Here is a 15,207-nt window from a genome sequence, read left to right on the forward strand (position 1 = left end):
GGCTTTCGGAGACGAAAATGCCGCAAGAACCTGTCATCGCCGTGCTGCTGCCTTGTTACAATGAGGAGCTGACCATCGCCGAGGTGGTGCAGCGGTTCCGCGAAACGCTGCCGGCCGCCACCATCTATGTCTACGACAACAATTCGAAGGATCTGACGGCGCTTCGCGCCCGCGCGGCCGGCGCGATCGTGGTGCGCGAGCCGCGCCAGGGCAAAGGCAATGTGGTGCGCCGCATGTTCGCCGATATCGACGCCGACATCTATCTGATGGCCGATGGCGACGGCACCTATGCGCCCGAGGACGCGCCGCAGCTGATCAACACGCTTTTGACCGAACGCTCCGACATGGTGGTGGGCACCAGGCGCGGCGTCACCGACGACGCCGGCCGGGCCGGCCATGCTTTCGGCAACCGCGTCTTCAACAGCCTCTACAAATGGCTGTTCGGCAGCGATTTCACCGACATCTTCTCCGGCTACCGCGTCTTCACCAGGCGCTTCGTCAAGAGCTTTCCGGCCGTTTCCGGCGGCTTCGAGATCGAGACCGAAATGTCGGTGCACGCCTCACAGCTCAAACTGCCGGTCAGCGAAATCGCCCTCGACTATGGCAGGCGGCCTGAAGGCTCGGCGTCGAAACTGTCGACCTTCCGCGATGGCGCGAAAATTCTCTGGATGTTCGCCATGCTGATGAAAGAGACGCAACCGCTGCGCTTCTTCGGCGCCTTTTCGCTGTTCTTCCTGACTTCCAGCCTATTCCTGATGGCGCCGGTTCTGGTCGAGTTCGCCGAAACCGGCCTCGTGCCGCGCATGCCGACCTGGGTGCTGTCGGTTGGCCTGCTGCTGCTGTCGATGCTGGCAGCGGTGACCGGGCTGATCCTCGATTCGGTCTCGCGCGGCCGGGCCGAACAGAAGCGTATTTTTTATCTCTCGATGCCTTCGGGCCGGCTCGAGCGGCGCACTAGCGCGATCGCACCCGCCGCGGCAAAGGCCGCGCCGGGCAAGACACCCCGGGCAGCCTGAGGCGGTGAGCCGCCTTGTCCGCTTCATTTTCGCCGGCGGCATCGGTTTTGTGGCTGATGCGAGTGCGCTCTGGCTGCTGCTGGCCGTTACGCCGCTCGGACCTTTCGTCGCCCGCATGCTGTCGATCGGCTTCGCGCTCTGCGTCACCTGGCAGATCAACCGGCATCTGACCTTCTCGCCATCAAACAGGGGGATGGCACAGGAAGGCGCCCGCTATGGCGGCGTCGGCATCGCCACCAGCGTCGTCAACTATCTCGTCTATTCCGCGATCCTGCTTGCATTGCCGGCGGCACCGCCGCTGGCCGCCCTTGCCGTCGCCTCGCTGGTCGCCATGATGCTGTCTTTCCTCGGTTACTCCAGGCTGGTCTTCGACCGTTAAAGCTCTGGCCCGATTGGCAGAAGGCGCGCCGACCCTTATATCGCTCTCGTCGACTGCGCTGGGGACCTGCCATGAAGCTGAAAATCGCCGTCCAGATGGACCATATCTCCACCGTGTCGATCGCCGGTGACACCTCGTTCGCGCTGTCGCTGGAAGCGCAGCGGCGCGGCCATCAGCTGTTCCACTACACGCCCGACCGTCTGTCGCTTCGCGACGGCAAGGTGTTTGCCCGCATCGAGGAGATGCAGGTGCGCGACGAGAAGGGCAACCATTATTCGCTGGGCGAAAAGGTGCGCACCGACCTGTCCGAGATGGATGTCATCCTGCTGCGCCAGGATCCGCCCTTCGACATGAACTACATCACCACAACGCACATCCTCGAGCGCATCCACCCGAAGACTCTGGTCGTCAACGACCCGGCCTGGGTGCGCAACAGCCCGGAGAAGATCTTCGTCACCGAGTTTGCCGATCTGATGCCGGACACGCTGATCACCAAGGACAGCCAGGAAGTCGCCGCCTTCCGCAAGGAATTCGGCGACATCATCATCAAGCCGCTCTACGGCAATGGCGGCGCCGGCATCTTCCATCTGCACGAGGCCGACCGCAACCTTGCCTCGCTGCTCGAAATGTTCGGCCAGATGTTCCGCGAGCCCTATATCGTGCAGCGCTACCTGAAGGACGTGCGCAAGGGCGACAAGCGCATCATCCTGATCGACGGCGAGCCGGTCGGCGCCATCAACCGCGTGCCGGCCGAGCACGATTCCCGCTCCAACATGCATGTCGGCGGCCGCGCCGAAAAGACCGAGCTGACGGAGCGCGAGCGCGAAATCTGCGCCCGCATCGGCCCGTCGCTGAAAGAACGCGGCTTCATCCTGGTCGGCATCGACGTCATCGGCGACTACATGACCGAGATCAACGTGACTTCGCCGACCGGGGTGCGCGAGGTGCAGCGTTTTGGTGGCGCCGATATCGCCAGCCTGTTCTGGGACGCGGTCGAGGGCAAGCGGACATAACCCGTTTTCATTTCGTATTAACCATGTTCCGCATTTGCAACCGGGCGCAATCCGGCTGCAACCCAGGCGATTGCCTGTTCCCGTAATGTTCTTGATTTGGCCGGGGAATTGTGATTGTCTCCGCGAAGGGCCATTCTAGGCCAATCGCGTGGGTTGCGGCCCGCATCCGGGGTGGGAAAAAATGGTGGCGCGGGTTCGCACGGTCGCTTTCCAGGGCATCGAGGCCGTGCCGGTCGACGTGCAGGTGATGATCGCGCCCGGCAAAGTCAACATGCATATCGTCGGCCTGGCCGACAAGGCGGTGGCCGAGAGCCGCGAGCGGGTGCAGGCGGCGCTTCACGCGTCCGGCCTGTCGATGCCGTCGAAGAAGGTGACGGTCAATCTGGCGCCCGCCGACTTGCCCAAGGAAGGCAGCCACTACGATTTGCCGATCGCGCTTGGCCTGATGGCGGCGCTGGGCGCCATTCCGGGCGACATGCTGGCCGGCTATGTCGTGTTGGGCGAACTCTCGCTCGATGGCACGATTGCCGCCGTTGCCGGTGCCTTGCCGGCGGCTATCGGCGCCAATGCCGAAGGCAAGGGGCTGATCTGTCCGTTCGCCTGCGGGCCGGAGGCGGCCTGGGCCGGCAAGGATTTCGACATATTGGCGCCGCGCAGCCTGATTGCCATTGCCAACCATTTTCGCGGCACGCAGGTGCTGTCGCGCCCGGAGGCCGGCATCCACGCCTCGGCGCGCGACCTGCCTGACCTTGCCGACATCAAGGGCCAGGAGACCGCCAAACGGGCGCTGGAAGTGGCGGCGGCCGGCGGGCATAACCTGCTGATGGTCGGCCCGCCAGGCTCGGGCAAATCGATGCTGGCGCAGCGGCTGCCGTCGATCCTGCCGCCGCTGGCGCCGAAGGAATTGCTGGAAGTCTCGATGATCGCCTCGGTGGCGGGCGAACTCGGCGAAGGCAAGCTGACCGACCGGCGGCCGTTCCGCGCGCCGCACCATTCGGCCTCGATGGCGGCGATGGTCGGTGGCGGGTTGCGTGCGCGGCCAGGCGAAGTGTCGATGGCCCATCACGGCGTGCTGTTCCTCGACGAGTTTCCCGAATTCACGCCGCAGACGCTCGATGCGCTGCGCCAGCCGCTGGAGACCGGCGATTGCATGATCGCGCGCGCCAACCACCGCGTCACCTATCCGGCGCGCATCCAACTGGTGGCGGCGATGAACCCGTGCCGCTGCGGCATGGCCGGCGAGCCGGGCTATCGCTGCCTGCGCGGCGAACGCTGCCGCACCGATTACCAGGCGCGCATTTCCGGTCCGCTGCTCGACCGCATTGATCTGAGGATCGAAGTGCCAGCGGTCTCGGCCAGCGACCTGATCCGGCCCGACCGGGCGGAGAAGAGTGCAGCCGTTGCACTGCGCGTCGCCCGCGCCCGCACCATCCAGCGCGAGCGTTTCGAGCGGCTCGGCGTGACCAGCGCCACCACCAACGCCCATTGCGCGCCGGCCGTCATCGAAGACATCGCCATGCCCGATGCCGCCGGCCTGTCGCTGCTCAAGGACGTCAGCGAAAAACTCGCCTTTTCAGCACGGGCTTACCACCGCGTGCTGAAGGTGGCGCGCACGCTCGCCGATCTCGACGCCAGCGAAACCGTCGGCCGCATCCATCTTGCCGAGGCGATTTCCTATCGCATGAGTTCGGAGCGCGTGGCGCAGGCGGCGTAAATGCCGCCTGCCATCCAGCCACTTTCGTCCTTCTAGTTTTTAACTTGCAGTGTTCAGATCGTTTTTACTTGGCGCCCAGGATGAGGCACGCGCCAGTTGCGACGATGACCAGCCCTGTAAGGCCATGCATGCCAAAGGCGAGGGCTGTGCTTCCGTGCGACCGAAGGACGGTTACCATGTCGGCAAATGCGATGAGGCTGGCCAGTAGCATGAATTCGCCGAGCAAGCCCGCCGACCCACTGACCATGAGCAGGATGACAAAAAGGCTCGACGCGATATCACGCGTGCCCTTCACAGACAGCCACGCGGCAAATCCTGTCGATGACGGGGGTGAACCGGCAATGCCGAAGGCCGCTGAAGCGGTGTCAGGAGCCCACCAAAAGCGTGCGCCGAGGAAGATAATTGCGGCCGCGATCAGGCCGGAAAGCACATATCCAGTTTGTAGCATGGGTGACTCCTATCGGCTGTAGAAATACTAGCGGTGCTAGAATTTCAAGTCAACAGGAATCTAGCGTTGACAGAAAAAGGTGCATTGGTAGAGTTTCTGGATGTCGATCGCCGGACGCAAAGAGCGCCAGCGCGCGGAGCGCTATGAACTCATCCTGGCTGCGGCCCGCGAACTCGCCGAAGCCGAGGGCTGGGACGCCGTCACCACCCGACGTCTCGCGGACCTGATCAACTACAGCCAGCCGGTTCTCTACAGCCATTTCACGGGCAAGGCCGACATCATGGCGGCAGTGGCCACCAGAGGATTCGAGGACCTTGCGACGCGATTGACAAAGGAAGCGGCTAGCGTCGCTGGTGCTCCGGACGTTTTGCGCAATGTCTGTGCCGCTTATCTTGATTTCGCCCGTTCGCGGCCAGTTGTCTATGAGGCGATGTTCGTCCTGCCGACAAAGATCAAATTCGCCAGCGAGGAAACGCCGCCGGCTCTCCGTGGCGCCTTCGCCGCCTTTGTCAACGCACTAGGGCCCGATCGGCAAGACTCGGTATTCTTGGCCGAAGTGCTGTGGAGCGCATTGCATGGACTGGTGGTTCTCGAGCAATCAGAACGTATCCCTGCTTTCGGCGCGGACGATCGATTGAAGATTCTTGTCCAGAAGTTCAGCAGCGTTCAATGAGACCGCGTTGACGCGCTTCAGCCGGAGCGGGGCGGAGTCGAGAGGCACCTCCTAGCCAGCCCGATCCGTACCAGGAATCAGCCTCTGCAGGGTCGGCGCCATGATCATGCCGAAGGTCAAGGCATCGCCGTAGGCCCGCGCGGAAAGCATTGCCCCGTGGACGGTCGCCATGAAGGCCTCCGCTTCCACGCGCGGCGCAGCCGATATTGTCAGCGTCCCCTGTTCGGCGCCGCGCTCAATAACGCCGGTGAGCCATCCGGAAAGAAACTGAAAATACGCCCGGACTTCCACGGCAACCTCTGGCGGAAGGGCCGGAAGTTCACTGGCAAGCAGTGCGCAGACGCAGAACGGCATGCTCGCATCCTCGATGCACCGGGCCCAGATGCCGGCATAGGTTCGAAGCAACTCAGGCGGCTCGGGGACATTGCGTTCAAGGTCTCCCATGCCCGCAACAGCATCCTGGAGGTAACGCCGGACCAGGGTCTGCGCGAGGTCGACCTTGCTGGGAAAATGGTGGTGGATGCTGGCTTTGCGGATGCCAACCACCTCGGCGATATCTGCGTAGCTGAATCCATTGTAGCCGCCTGCGACGATGAAGGCTCGCGCGGCGGCCAGGATGTCATCGGCGGTGTTCGAAGGCTTGCTCATAAACATGCCTAGCTTCCAGCAATGGAAATCTCAACCTGCGACCTGCGGCGACTTGCGAAGGACGTCGCTGACCGACAGCCACACGGCAGACACAAGGAAGTAGAAGGCGCCGAAAGCGGCATAAGGTGCGATGGTGGCGATGCCGATGGCCCCTGTTCCGCTCGCCATCTTCACGAAGAAGACCCCGGCCAGCGCCGACTGGGCGCCGCTCAGGATCATCGCCCACTGGGCACCGTTGGTTTTCCAGCGACGCACCGCGGTCAAGAGTTGGAAGATGCCGGAAAAAGCGGCCCAGACGCCATAGACCGAGAGCACCGCGTTCATGCTGTGACCGAGCGCGATGACGACCGCAATCGCGGTGATGCTGCTGACGGCGAAGTTGAGCAGCTGCGACCTGTTGCGGCTGAGTCCGCCGGTGCGCCGGGCGTCGATATAGTTCGCAACCGCGTCCCATGCAGGGTAGGCAACCAGCATGGCAGCAGCGAGCGGTGGGCTGCTTTTCGCGACGGTGAGAGCCGCCGCAACCCAGGCTGCCGATACGGCAAACCGTAGATAATAGTAGTTTTTGAGCCAGCCGTTCGACGACGGGGCGCGGCTTTGATCGTTCATTTGTGCAGACATGACGGGATTCTCTCGTTTCATTTATCTACCAACTAGTAGGTAGTTTATCGATCGTCAAGACGCCTAAAGCCGATCACCCATCACCTCGACATCTCATTTATGTGATCGAGGGCTCGACTTCGTGACGCCGGTTCGCTGTCTAACCAATCGTAGCGCCGCCCCTCATCCGCCTGCCGGCACCTTCTCCCCGTATAGTGACGGGGAGAAGGGAGCTACTGCGCCCTCGGCGCTCTTCTTGCGACGTTGGTGAATGACGAAATCGGCGATAGCAGCGTCTTTCTCCCCGTCACTATATGGGGAGTTGAGGAGCGGTCCGCGAAGCGGACGAAAGCCAATTGCTTGGCTTTTCGAGTGACGAACGCCCGGGCGATGAGGGGCAGCACGGATCGACGAGACTTAATCGACCCGTTGCGTCAGGTCATTTCAAACGCAGATCCGCTTAACCCTGCTTCGCCTTCAGTTCCAGCCGCCGCGCGTGCAGCACCGGTTCGGTGTAGCCATTCGGCTGGCTGGTGCCCTTGAGCACGAGGTCGCAGGCGGCCTGGAAGGCGATTGATTTGTCGAAGTCCGGCGCCATCGGCCGGTAGAGCGGGTCGCCGACATTCTGGCGGTCGACGATCGCCGCCATGCGCTGCAAGGAATCGCGCACCTGGATTTCCGAACACACTTTGTGGCGCAGCCAGTTGGCGATGTGCTGCGAGGAGATGCGCAGCGTGGCGCGGTCTTCCATCAGGCCGACATCGTTGATATCTGGCACTTTCGAGCAGCCGACGCCCTGGTCGATCCAGCGCACGACATAGCCCAGAATGCCTTGCGCGTTGTTGTCGAGTTCGCGCTGGATTTCGTCGGGCGTCCAGTTCGGCCGCACGGCGACCGGCACCGACAGGATGTCGTCGAGTTTTGCCTTCGGCCGGCTCTTCAGTGCCGCCTGCACGGCGTGCACATCGACCTTGTGATAGTGCGTGGCGTGCAGCGTCGCCGCTGTCGGCGACGGCACCCAGGCGGTGTTGGCGCCGGCCTTGGGGTGGGCGATCTTCTGTTCCAGCATCGCCGCCATCAAGTCCGGCATCGCCCACATGCCCTTGCCGATCTGGGCGTGGCCGGCCAGCCCGCATTCGAGCCCAGTGTCGACATTCCACGCCTCGTAGGCGGAAATCCAGGCGGCCTGCTTCATGTCGCCCTTGCGGATCATCGGGCCGGCTTCCATCGAGGTGTGGATCTCGTCGCCGGTGCGGTCGAGGAAGCCGGTGTTGATGAACACCACGCGCTCCCTCGCGGCGCGGATCGCTTCCTTGAGGTTGACGGTGGTGCGCCGCTCCTCGTCCATGATGCCCATCTTGATGGTGTTCCTGGGCATGCCGAGCAGAGCCTCGACACGGTCGAAGATCTCGACGGCGAAGGCGACTTCCTCCGGCCCGTGCATCTTGGGCTTCACGACATACATCGAGCCGGCGCGGGAATTGGCGCGGCGCCCCTTCGGTCCGACATCGTGCAGCGCGATCAGCGCCGTCAGCGCCGCATCCATGATGCCTTCCGGCACCTCGTTGCCATCGCGGTCCAGGATCGCCGGATTGGTCATCAGGTGGCCGACATTCCTGACCAGCATCAGCGAGCGGCCGGGCACGGTCAGCGTGCTGCCGTTGGGCGCGGTGTAGGCGCGATCGGGATTGAGCTTGCGGACGAAACTCTTGCCGCCCTTGCTGATCTCTTCCGCCAGATCGCCCTTCATCAGGCCGAGCCAATTGCTGTAGACGACGACCTTGTCTTCGGCATCCACCGCCGCGACCGAATCCTCGCAGTCCTGGATGGTGGTCAGCGCCGATTCCAGGATGACGTCGGCGATCCCCGCCGGATCGGTGCGGCCGATCTGGTTGGCACGGTCGATGACGATCTCGACATGCAGGCCATTTTTGACCAGCAGCACGGCTTGCGGATTGGCGGCGTCGCCGCGATAGCCGACGAATTGCCTGGGGTCGGCCAGCGTCGTCGAGCCGGCGCCGGCGCTGAGCTTCAGCGCGCCATTGGCCATCGAGAGGCCGTTCACCCCTGCCCATTTGCCTGAGGTCAGCGGCGCGGCCTCATCGAGGAAGCTCTTCGTCCAGGCGACGACCTTGGCGCCACGCGCCGGATTGAAACCCTTGCCCTTTTCCGCGCCGTTCGTTTCGGGAATGGCGTCGGTGCCGTAGAGCGCATCATAGAGCGAACCCCAGCGCGCATTGGCGGCATTGAGCGCATAGCGCGCATTCATGACCGGCACGACCAGCTGCGGCCCGGCAACGACGGCGATTTCCGGATCGACATTCTCGGTCGACACGCTGAAGGCCGGCCCCTCGGAGACGAGATAGCCGATCTCCCTGAGGAAGTCCTTGTAGGCGTCCATGTCGATCGGTGCGCCATTGTCGCTATACCAGCCGTCGAGCTTTTCCTGCATGGCATCGCGTTTTGCCAGCAGCTCCCGGTTTTTCGGTGCAAGATCGTGGATGATGGCCGAAAAGCCGTTCCAAAACGCATCGGCGGCGATCCCGGTGCCGGGCAAGGCCTCGCCAGCCACAAAATCATGCAGCTCGCGGGCAATCCGCAATCCGGCGATCTCGATGCGATCGGTCATCAGGCTACTCCAGATGAAAGGCGTTGCGGGGCGTTTGGCATGTTGGGGTTGCAGGGTCAATTCAGCTTAGGTTGAAGGCGGGCATTTTGGCGAGCGGTGACGCTGCCCATCTCCCCCCTTGAGGGGGAGATGGCCGGCAGGCCAGAGGGGGTCGCCGGACATAAGGCGCTAGCCTCTTCTGTTCAAAGCAGGACGTCGCATCCCGTCGAACCGACCCCCTCTGTCGCCTTCGGCGACATCTCCCCCTCAAGGGGGGAGATCAGCCGCTACACCGCGATCCTCGGCCTTCCCGAGGCCACCGCCACCACATGCGCCTCGATGAACATGCGCTGGGCTTCGACGGTCGAAACCCTGAACTCGGTCGCGACATCAATCTCGGCGCTGTCGGTGCCGGCATCCTTGGCCCTCTGGGCGACGATGGCGCGCACATCGGCCTCGGCGGCCGCGATCGCCGCCGCCTCGTCGAGGAAATCGCGCACCGTCTCGCCCGAGGCAAGGCGGAACAGCCCTTCCTTGGGCTGGCTGACCCGGGCCTCGGCCGAAACCCTGACCTGGCCAACGACGGCGCCGAGCGCGTTGGCGACATCGGTGTCTTCCGGTACCACGCACTCATTGCCGACCAGGGGCGCCAGGCCGGCATAGTGCAACGGCGCCGAGGCGCCGAGGCCGATGACAGGGCGGTCGAGCGCGACGCTGAGGCGGGCGATGCCGGGGTGGGCGTCGACGGCGCGCTGCACCAGTGCGTGCGCGACCGTCGCAGCGCCATCGAGGCCGTCCTCGGCGAAGGCGGTCTCGAGGATATATTCGGCCGACCAGCGCGTCAGCGTCAGCAGCACCCGCTCCGAGATCACTTCCGGTGACGCCGCAATGGGCTGGCCACGACCATCGCGCTTGCGGGCGAACAGTTCGGCGCCGAGGCGGGCGGTGACCGCATCCCAGTTGGCCTGCTTGCCCAGCACATGCGCCGCGTCCGACGGGGTGAAGCCTGAGATATGCACCAGCCCGCGCGAGACCAGCCGGTTCAAGGTGGCGTTCTGGGCATTCGATGTCAGCAGCCTGTCGAGGGCAAGCGGGGTCGCGCCGATCGCCTCGTAGAGCCGCGCCTCGGGAGCGGTCAGCCCGGCGGCAAGCCTGTCCGGCACGCCGGTGCGCACCGCGAAGCGGCCATCCATGCGGCCCGGGTTGGGCGCCCGCAACTGGCGTTCGAGTTCCGATCTGACGGCGTCACCATGCGCCATGCCGGCCAGCGCCAGCGGCACCAGGCGGCGCGGCCCAAGCTGGATTTTCGGGTTGAGCGCGCCATCCTCCAGCGCCACTTCGGAATCGCCGCCGAGGCCGAAGGTGCGCATGGCGACGGCCTCGACCATGGTACGGAAACCGCCGACGGTGGCGCCTTCCGGATCAAGCCGTGGCCGGCCCTTGTCAAGCACGGCAACGTCGGTGGTGGTGCCGCCAATGTCGGAGACCACGGCATTGTCGAGCCCGGTCATATGACGGGCGCCGACCAGGCTGGCTGCGGGGCCGGAGAGGATCGTCTCGATCGGCCGCTGGCGGGCGAACGCCGCCGAGACCAGCGCGCCGTCGCCGCGCACCACCATCAAGGGGGCGGCGATGTTGCGGGCCTCCAGAAACCCTTCGGTCGCCGCAACGAGCCGGTCGATCATCGAGATCAGCCTGGCGTTGAGCAGCGTCGTCAGCGCGCGGCGCGGGCCGCCGAGCTTGGCCGACAGTTCGTGGCTAGCCGTGACCGGCAGGCCGGTCTTGTCGCGGATCAGCTCGCGGGTGGCGATCTCGTGCGCCGGGTTGCGGGTGGCGAAATAGGCGCAGACGGCAAAGCCGGACACCGAGGCGCCGAGTTCCGGCAGGGCCGCTTCCAACCCTGACAGATCGAGTTTGGCGGCATTGCCGTGGACGTCGTGGCCGCCCGGGCAAAACACCACCGGATCGGTGCCGAGTGCCGTCTTCAGCCCATCGCGAGCGAGGTCGGCTTCGGAAAAGCCGATCATGACCAGCGCAACGCGGCCGCCTTGGCCCTCGACCAGCGCATTGGTGGCGAGCGTCGTCGACATCGACACCAGTTTGATCGCAGCCGGATCGGTGCCGGCCTTTTCGAGCACCGCGTCGACGGCCCCGGAAATGCCGACAGCAAGATCATGCCTGGTGGTCAGCGCCTTGGCCTTGGCCAGCACCTTGCCCTTGTTCGGCCCCTGCTGTGGGCCTTCGGTTTCAGACCACAGCACGGCATCGGTATAGGTGCCGCCGGTGTCGATGCCGAGGAACAGTGGTTTTGGCTTGGTCTTGGCGGTCATTCTTGGCGGATCCGGACGGTAGGGAATTTTACTTCCCCGCCCTTATCCGATACAGGCCCGCCGATAAAGCCGCGAGCGCTGGGCCAACACGCGATGACCGTGATACGAGCCCGATCTCCCCCTTGAGAGGGGAGATCGGCAACGTTGGCCACAACGCGGCGAGGATGCCGCTATTTGGCCGTGACAGTGCCCTTCATCGAGCTGTGGATCGCACAATGGAATGGATGTGCGCCGGCAACTGATACCTTGACCTTGGCGCTCTTGCCGGTGGCGAGATGGCCGGTGTCGAAGGAGCCATCGAGCGCGGTGGCGGTGTGCGTCATCGAGTCGGCATTGGTGAAGGTGATGGTATCGCCAACGGCGACCGAGATTTTCGACGGGTTGAATTTCATGCCCTTGATCTGGACCGCATGATTGGCGGCATAGGCGGGCATGGCAAAGGCAAGCAGAGCAAGTACAAGCATGGTGCGCATAGTGGATTTCCTCCCGGGCGCGAACCCTCATCCTACACTAACGTTGCCGAATGGCCTTTCATGCCACAAAGCCAATCTTTTTATGCGTGTTGTCGCAAAACGGCTTGTTGGCCGAGTGGCCGCAGCGGCAGAGGAAGGTGCGTTGCGTGCGGTCGATCGTGTGGCCGGTGCCGGTGACGATCTCGACATTGCCCTCGAGCTTGAGCGGGCCGTTGGTGGTCGGCGTCACTTTCAGCGGGCCATTCCGTGCTTCGAGCGCCGGCGTGTCCTTCAGCGCCGGTTCGCCGGTGGCGGTGAAGCCGGCCTTGGTATGGCTGCCGTCGCAGAACGGCTTGTTTTCCGAAGCGCCGCAGCGGCACAGCGTGGCGCGATAAAAGGTTTCGTCGTTGAGCACGATCTCGGCGTGCACGGCGAGCGGACCGTTTTCGCGCAGCCGCACGGTGTTGACCACCGGCGGCTTTTCCTGCGGCCCGCCGTCCTTCCTGACATAGGTGATGGCGCCCGAAGGGCAGTTTTCGGCGATGGCCACCACCTTCTCGACGCTGGCCGCATCGGGATGGATCCATTGGCCCGGCGCGTTGGGCACGAAGACATGCGGATCGCCGAGCACGCAATTGCGTGAATGGATGCAGCGCTTGCCGGAAAAACCGACGTCGATCTTGTCGCTTTCGACCATGCCGGCCATCGCGGTGCTCCTGTTGCCTGGGGCACGTCGTGTCTGACGCGGCGTGCCTTGGGTGTTTGAGCAAGCTATGGCTCGAACAGGAAAACCGTCAAGCTGGCAAACCGGTCAGGGGACGAGATTGATCTCCTCGGTCTCGCCGCCGCTGCAGGTGTAGCAGCAATCCTCGCATTTTTCCTTGTTGCCGGGGCCGACACCCCAATAGGTGCCCTCGTCGCCATCGACCCAGGCGCCGTAGCAGATCGATTCACCCTCGTTGCAGGAGATCGGCAACGACTTGGTCTCGCCGTCGTCGAGGTAGAAGTCCTTGCCTTCGCCCGGCCAGACATAGTCGCGGTCCTGGCTGTAGAGCTCGAGGCGCATGGCATTGGGATGGCTGTTCTTGACGGTGAAGGTGACGTCGCCGGCATGGGCTGATGATGCAAACAGGACGGCGAACGAAAACGCGGCGGCAAGCCGGCGCGCTGGTATGAAAGACATGGAAACCCCCGATGAAGAATCGGCCCCACGGCCGATCGGGGGATCATGCCATGACGCGGGCCGACGCTAAAGGGGGATGACGACAATCCCTGATATAATCGCACGCGCAAACCGGTAAGCCGGCGTCATCGCGGGCTTCGCCTATCGCTGCCAGAAGGGCAGCTTGGCGATCTCTTCATCGACCTGCCGTCTGGTGAGGCCGATATCGTCGATCAGATGCGGATTGACTTCCGAGATCCGCTTGAGGTCCCAGCGAAAGCGTGTCTGTTGACGCCATGTGGCGATAGTGTTCCGCAGGCTCGCAAGGCTATAGCGCCGGCGCGATGTCTGCCCCACACACATTCCCCGCAGCACTGCCTGATGCTGGGCGGATGCAAAGATATTGGTCATGACAACCTCCATGTGGTTCGCCGCCCATAGGGTTTGAGAATGGGCCGCCCGTGATCTGAATGAGGTTGAATTCTGCAGGATATGGAGGGCGCCGTAATTAAGCCCTGCCAAATAGTTCTCAAAAGTTCCAAATGGACTCTAACTCTTTGTTTTGGCGTCATTCCCAGGGGAAAGTGCTGCACGCTTTTTCCCGGCAAACCGCCTCACACTTTTCGCGGAATTGCTCTATAGATGCGCCTATGCAGGGATCGCGCTTTGCTTTTGGTCCGTTCGTGCTTGATCCGGGTGCGGGAACGCTGCTTCGGAACGACGATCCCGTTGCCGTCGGCTATCGCGGGCTGAAGCTGCTTGCCGCGCTCGTCGGACGGCCCGGCGAAATCCTCGAGAAAGCCGAACTGATGGACGCGGCGTGGCCCGGCACGGCCGTTGAGGAAGGCAACCTCACCGTCCAGATCGCGCAGCTGCGAAAGCTGCTTGGTCCGCCCGCCGATGGCGGTGAATGGATATCGACGGTTCCGCGCGTCGGCTACCGCTTCACCGGCGCCATCGAACAGCTCGACCGCGCGAAGCGTAAACCCTTGCCGCTGCCCGACAAGCCATCGATAGCGGTGTTGCCCTTCGTCAACCTCAGCAACGACCCCGAGCAGGAGGCCTTCGCCGACGGGTTGACGGAAGATTTGATCACCGACCTGTCCCGGGCCTCGGGCCTGTTCGTCATCGCGCGCAACTCGACCTTTGCCTACAAGGGCAAGGCGATGGACGTGCGCGCGATCGCCGAAGAGCTTGGCGTGCGCTACCTCCTGGAGGGCAGCGCCCGACGCGCCGCGGGGCGCGTGCGCATCAACGCACAGCTGGTCGACGCAACGAGCGGCGAGCATCTGTGGGCCGAACGCTTCGATCGCGGCCTGGACGATATCTTCGCCGTCCAGGACGAGGCCACGGCCAAGATCGTCGAGGCGCTGCTCGGCCGGTTGCGCGCGCCGCCGCCGCGCAACCGGCCGACAAATCTCGAGGCCTACGATCTGTGCGTGCGGGCGCGCAAGCTGATCGAGGAATCGCCGCAGACGGCACGGGAAGCGCATCTGCTGCTGACGCGCGCGGTGTCCCTCGATCCGGACTACGCCGAGGCTCATCGCTGGCTTGCCATGAACCATTGGATGGGATGGGTGCATTGGGGCGAGCCGGTCGAACCCAACCGGCGCATCGCGCTGGAACTGGCACGCAAGGCCGTGGCGATCGATCCCAACGATGCCGGCTGCCGCTGGGTGCTCGGCAACCTGCTCGCCTATGAGCGCAGCTTCGAAGAGTCGGAAGCCGAATTCGCCAAAGCGTTCGAACTCGACCCGAACGAGGCCGACGCCTGGGCGACATTGTCCGACATCGCGGTGCTGGCCGGACGGGTCGAGGACGGCCTCGAGCATATCCGCAAGGCGTTCCGGCTCAATCCCTATCCGGCAAGCTGGTATTATCTGACGCTCGGCGAGGCGCAATATGCGGCGCGCGATTACGAAGCTGCCGTCGAGACCTTGCGCCGGGAGGAGACCTATCGGACGAGCTCGCGCCGGTTCCTGGCGGCAAGCCTGGCGCAACTCGGCCGGCTCGACGAGGCGCGCGCCGAGGTCGAAATGTTCCTCATCGGCAACCCGCATTTCACGACCAGCTACTGGGTCTGGACGGAGCCATTCCGCGACGACGCGATGCGCAAGCATTTCGTCGATGGTTTTCGCAAGGCCGGTCTGCCGGACTGACCTGC

At 63.9% G+C, this 15,207-nt stretch carries 15 protein-coding genes; 6 read left to right on the forward strand and 9 right to left on the reverse strand.

Annotated features, from left to right (window positions below; all coding sequences use genetic code 11):
* Positions 1–17 precede the first annotated feature (17 nt).
* The 4 genes from AC1D05_RS17205 (at position 18) to AC1D05_RS17220 (ending at position 4,122) form a co-directional block, all read left to right on the forward strand.
* Positions 18–1,016 (forward strand): glycosyltransferase, encoded by a 999-nt coding sequence (locus AC1D05_RS17205; RefSeq protein ID WP_477442325.1) that lies wholly within the window; start codon positions 18–20, stop codon positions 1,014–1,016.
* A gap of 4 nt (positions 1,017–1,020) precedes the next feature.
* Positions 1,021–1,395 (forward strand): GtrA family protein, encoded by a 375-nt coding sequence (locus tag AC1D05_RS17210; protein WP_477442327.1) that lies wholly within the window; start codon positions 1,021–1,023, stop codon positions 1,393–1,395.
* A gap of 71 nt (positions 1,396–1,466) precedes the next feature.
* On the forward strand, positions 1,467–2,408 hold the full coding sequence (gene gshB / locus AC1D05_RS17215; protein WP_477442329.1) for a glutathione synthase: 942 nt from the start codon (positions 1,467–1,469) through the stop codon (positions 2,406–2,408).
* Between the two features lie 181 nt (positions 2,409–2,589).
* Entirely contained in the window at positions 2,590–4,122 is a 1,533-nt protein-coding gene (locus AC1D05_RS17220; protein ID WP_477442331.1) for a YifB family Mg chelatase-like AAA ATPase, read from the forward strand.
* Between the two features lie 64 nt (positions 4,123–4,186).
* Here the strand turns inward: AC1D05_RS17220 and AC1D05_RS17225 are convergent, their stop codons facing one another.
* On the reverse strand, positions 4,187–4,552 hold the full coding sequence (locus AC1D05_RS17225) for a DUF4267 domain-containing protein (RefSeq protein ID WP_477442333.1): 366 nt from the start codon (positions 4,550–4,552) through the stop codon (positions 4,187–4,189).
* Between the two features lie 118 nt (positions 4,553–4,670).
* Here AC1D05_RS17225 and AC1D05_RS17230 point away from each other — a divergent pair, with 118 nt between their 5' ends.
* A complete protein-coding gene (locus AC1D05_RS17230) occupies positions 4,671–5,243 on the forward strand; it encodes a TetR/AcrR family transcriptional regulator (RefSeq protein ID WP_477442335.1) in 573 nt (190 codons plus the stop codon).
* 51 nt (positions 5,244–5,294) lie between these two features.
* On the opposite strand, the gene AC1D05_RS17235 is transcribed toward AC1D05_RS17230, so the two are convergent.
* From AC1D05_RS17235 to AC1D05_RS17270, 8 genes are all read right to left on the reverse strand, one after another.
* Positions 5,295–5,891, reverse strand: coding sequence for a TetR/AcrR family transcriptional regulator (locus AC1D05_RS17235; RefSeq protein ID WP_477442918.1), 597 nt, complete (start codon positions 5,889–5,891; stop codon positions 5,295–5,297).
* 30 nt (positions 5,892–5,921) lie between these two features.
* Positions 5,922–6,512 (reverse strand): DUF308 domain-containing protein, encoded by a 591-nt coding sequence (locus tag AC1D05_RS17240; RefSeq protein WP_477442919.1) that lies wholly within the window; start codon positions 6,510–6,512, stop codon positions 5,922–5,924.
* A gap of 439 nt (positions 6,513–6,951) precedes the next feature.
* A complete protein-coding gene (locus AC1D05_RS17245) occupies positions 6,952–9,120 on the reverse strand; it encodes a malate synthase G (protein ID WP_477442337.1) in 2,169 nt (722 codons plus the stop codon).
* Positions 9,121–9,386: 266 nt separating this feature from the next.
* Positions 9,387–11,429 (reverse strand): hydantoinase/oxoprolinase N-terminal domain-containing protein, encoded by a 2,043-nt coding sequence (locus AC1D05_RS17250; protein ID WP_477442339.1) that lies wholly within the window; start codon positions 11,427–11,429, stop codon positions 9,387–9,389.
* A gap of 170 nt (positions 11,430–11,599) precedes the next feature.
* The gene (locus AC1D05_RS17255) at positions 11,600–11,902 is read right to left on the reverse strand and encodes a cupredoxin domain-containing protein (protein WP_172221595.1); all 303 of its coding nucleotides are present in this window, start codon (positions 11,900–11,902) and stop codon (positions 11,600–11,602) included.
* A gap of 58 nt (positions 11,903–11,960) precedes the next feature.
* Positions 11,961–12,587, reverse strand: a complete 627-nt coding sequence (locus AC1D05_RS17260) for a CDGSH iron-sulfur domain-containing protein (protein WP_477442341.1) — start codon at positions 12,585–12,587, stop codon at positions 11,961–11,963.
* Positions 12,588–12,692: 105 nt separating this feature from the next.
* Complete coding sequence (locus tag AC1D05_RS17265) at positions 12,693–13,064, reverse strand: hypothetical protein (RefSeq protein WP_477442343.1); 372 nt, start codon at positions 13,062–13,064, stop codon at positions 12,693–12,695.
* 141 nt (positions 13,065–13,205) lie between these two features.
* Positions 13,206–13,454: a DUF1127 domain-containing protein gene (locus AC1D05_RS17270; RefSeq protein ID WP_477442345.1), complete on the reverse strand. Its 249-nt coding sequence runs from the start codon at positions 13,452–13,454 to the stop codon at positions 13,206–13,208.
* Positions 13,455–13,693: 239 nt separating this feature from the next.
* Between AC1D05_RS17270 and AC1D05_RS17275 the strand changes: the two genes are divergently transcribed.
* The gene (locus AC1D05_RS17275; RefSeq protein WP_477442347.1) at positions 13,694–15,202 is read left to right on the forward strand and encodes a winged helix-turn-helix domain-containing tetratricopeptide repeat protein; all 1,509 of its coding nucleotides are present in this window, start codon (positions 13,694–13,696) and stop codon (positions 15,200–15,202) included.
* Positions 15,203–15,207: the final 5 nt, after the last annotated feature.

The organism is Mesorhizobium sp. P2_E9 (genome assembly GCF_056403815.1).

Excerpts from the sequence above, each read along its gene's own strand:
- AC1D05_RS17205 (WP_477442325.1), top strand. The coding sequence starts at position 18 with ATGCCGCAAGAACCTGTCATCGCCGTGCTGCTGCCTTGTTACAATGAG.
- gshB (WP_477442329.1), top strand. The coding sequence starts at position 1,467 with ATGAAGCTGAAAATCGCCGTCCAGATGGACCATATCTCCACCGTGTCG.
- AC1D05_RS17220 (WP_477442331.1), top strand. The coding sequence starts at position 2,590 with ATGGTGGCGCGGGTTCGCACGGTCGCTTTCCAGGGCATCGAGGCCGTG.
- AC1D05_RS17230 (WP_477442335.1), top strand. The coding sequence starts at position 4,671 with ATGTCGATCGCCGGACGCAAAGAGCGCCAGCGCGCGGAGCGCTATGAA.
- AC1D05_RS17235 (WP_477442918.1), bottom strand. The coding sequence starts at position 5,891 with ATGAGCAAGCCTTCGAACACCGCCGATGACATCCTGGCCGCCGCGCGA.
- AC1D05_RS17240 (WP_477442919.1), bottom strand. The coding sequence starts at position 6,512 with ATGTCTGCACAAATGAACGATCAAAGCCGCGCCCCGTCGTCGAACGGC.
- AC1D05_RS17245 (WP_477442337.1), bottom strand. The coding sequence starts at position 9,120 with ATGACCGATCGCATCGAGATCGCCGGATTGCGGATTGCCCGCGAGCTG.
- AC1D05_RS17250 (WP_477442339.1), bottom strand. The coding sequence starts at position 11,429 with ATGACCGCCAAGACCAAGCCAAAACCACTGTTCCTCGGCATCGACACC.
- AC1D05_RS17255 (WP_172221595.1), bottom strand. The coding sequence starts at position 11,902 with ATGCGCACCATGCTTGTACTTGCTCTGCTTGCCTTTGCCATGCCCGCC.
- AC1D05_RS17260 (WP_477442341.1), bottom strand. The coding sequence starts at position 12,587 with ATGGCCGGCATGGTCGAAAGCGACAAGATCGACGTCGGTTTTTCCGGC.
- AC1D05_RS17265 (WP_477442343.1), bottom strand. The coding sequence starts at position 13,064 with ATGTCTTTCATACCAGCGCGCCGGCTTGCCGCCGCGTTTTCGTTCGCC.
- AC1D05_RS17270 (WP_477442345.1), bottom strand. The coding sequence starts at position 13,454 with ATGACCAATATCTTTGCATCCGCCCAGCATCAGGCAGTGCTGCGGGGA.
- AC1D05_RS17275 (WP_477442347.1), top strand. The coding sequence starts at position 13,694 with ATGCAGGGATCGCGCTTTGCTTTTGGTCCGTTCGTGCTTGATCCGGGT.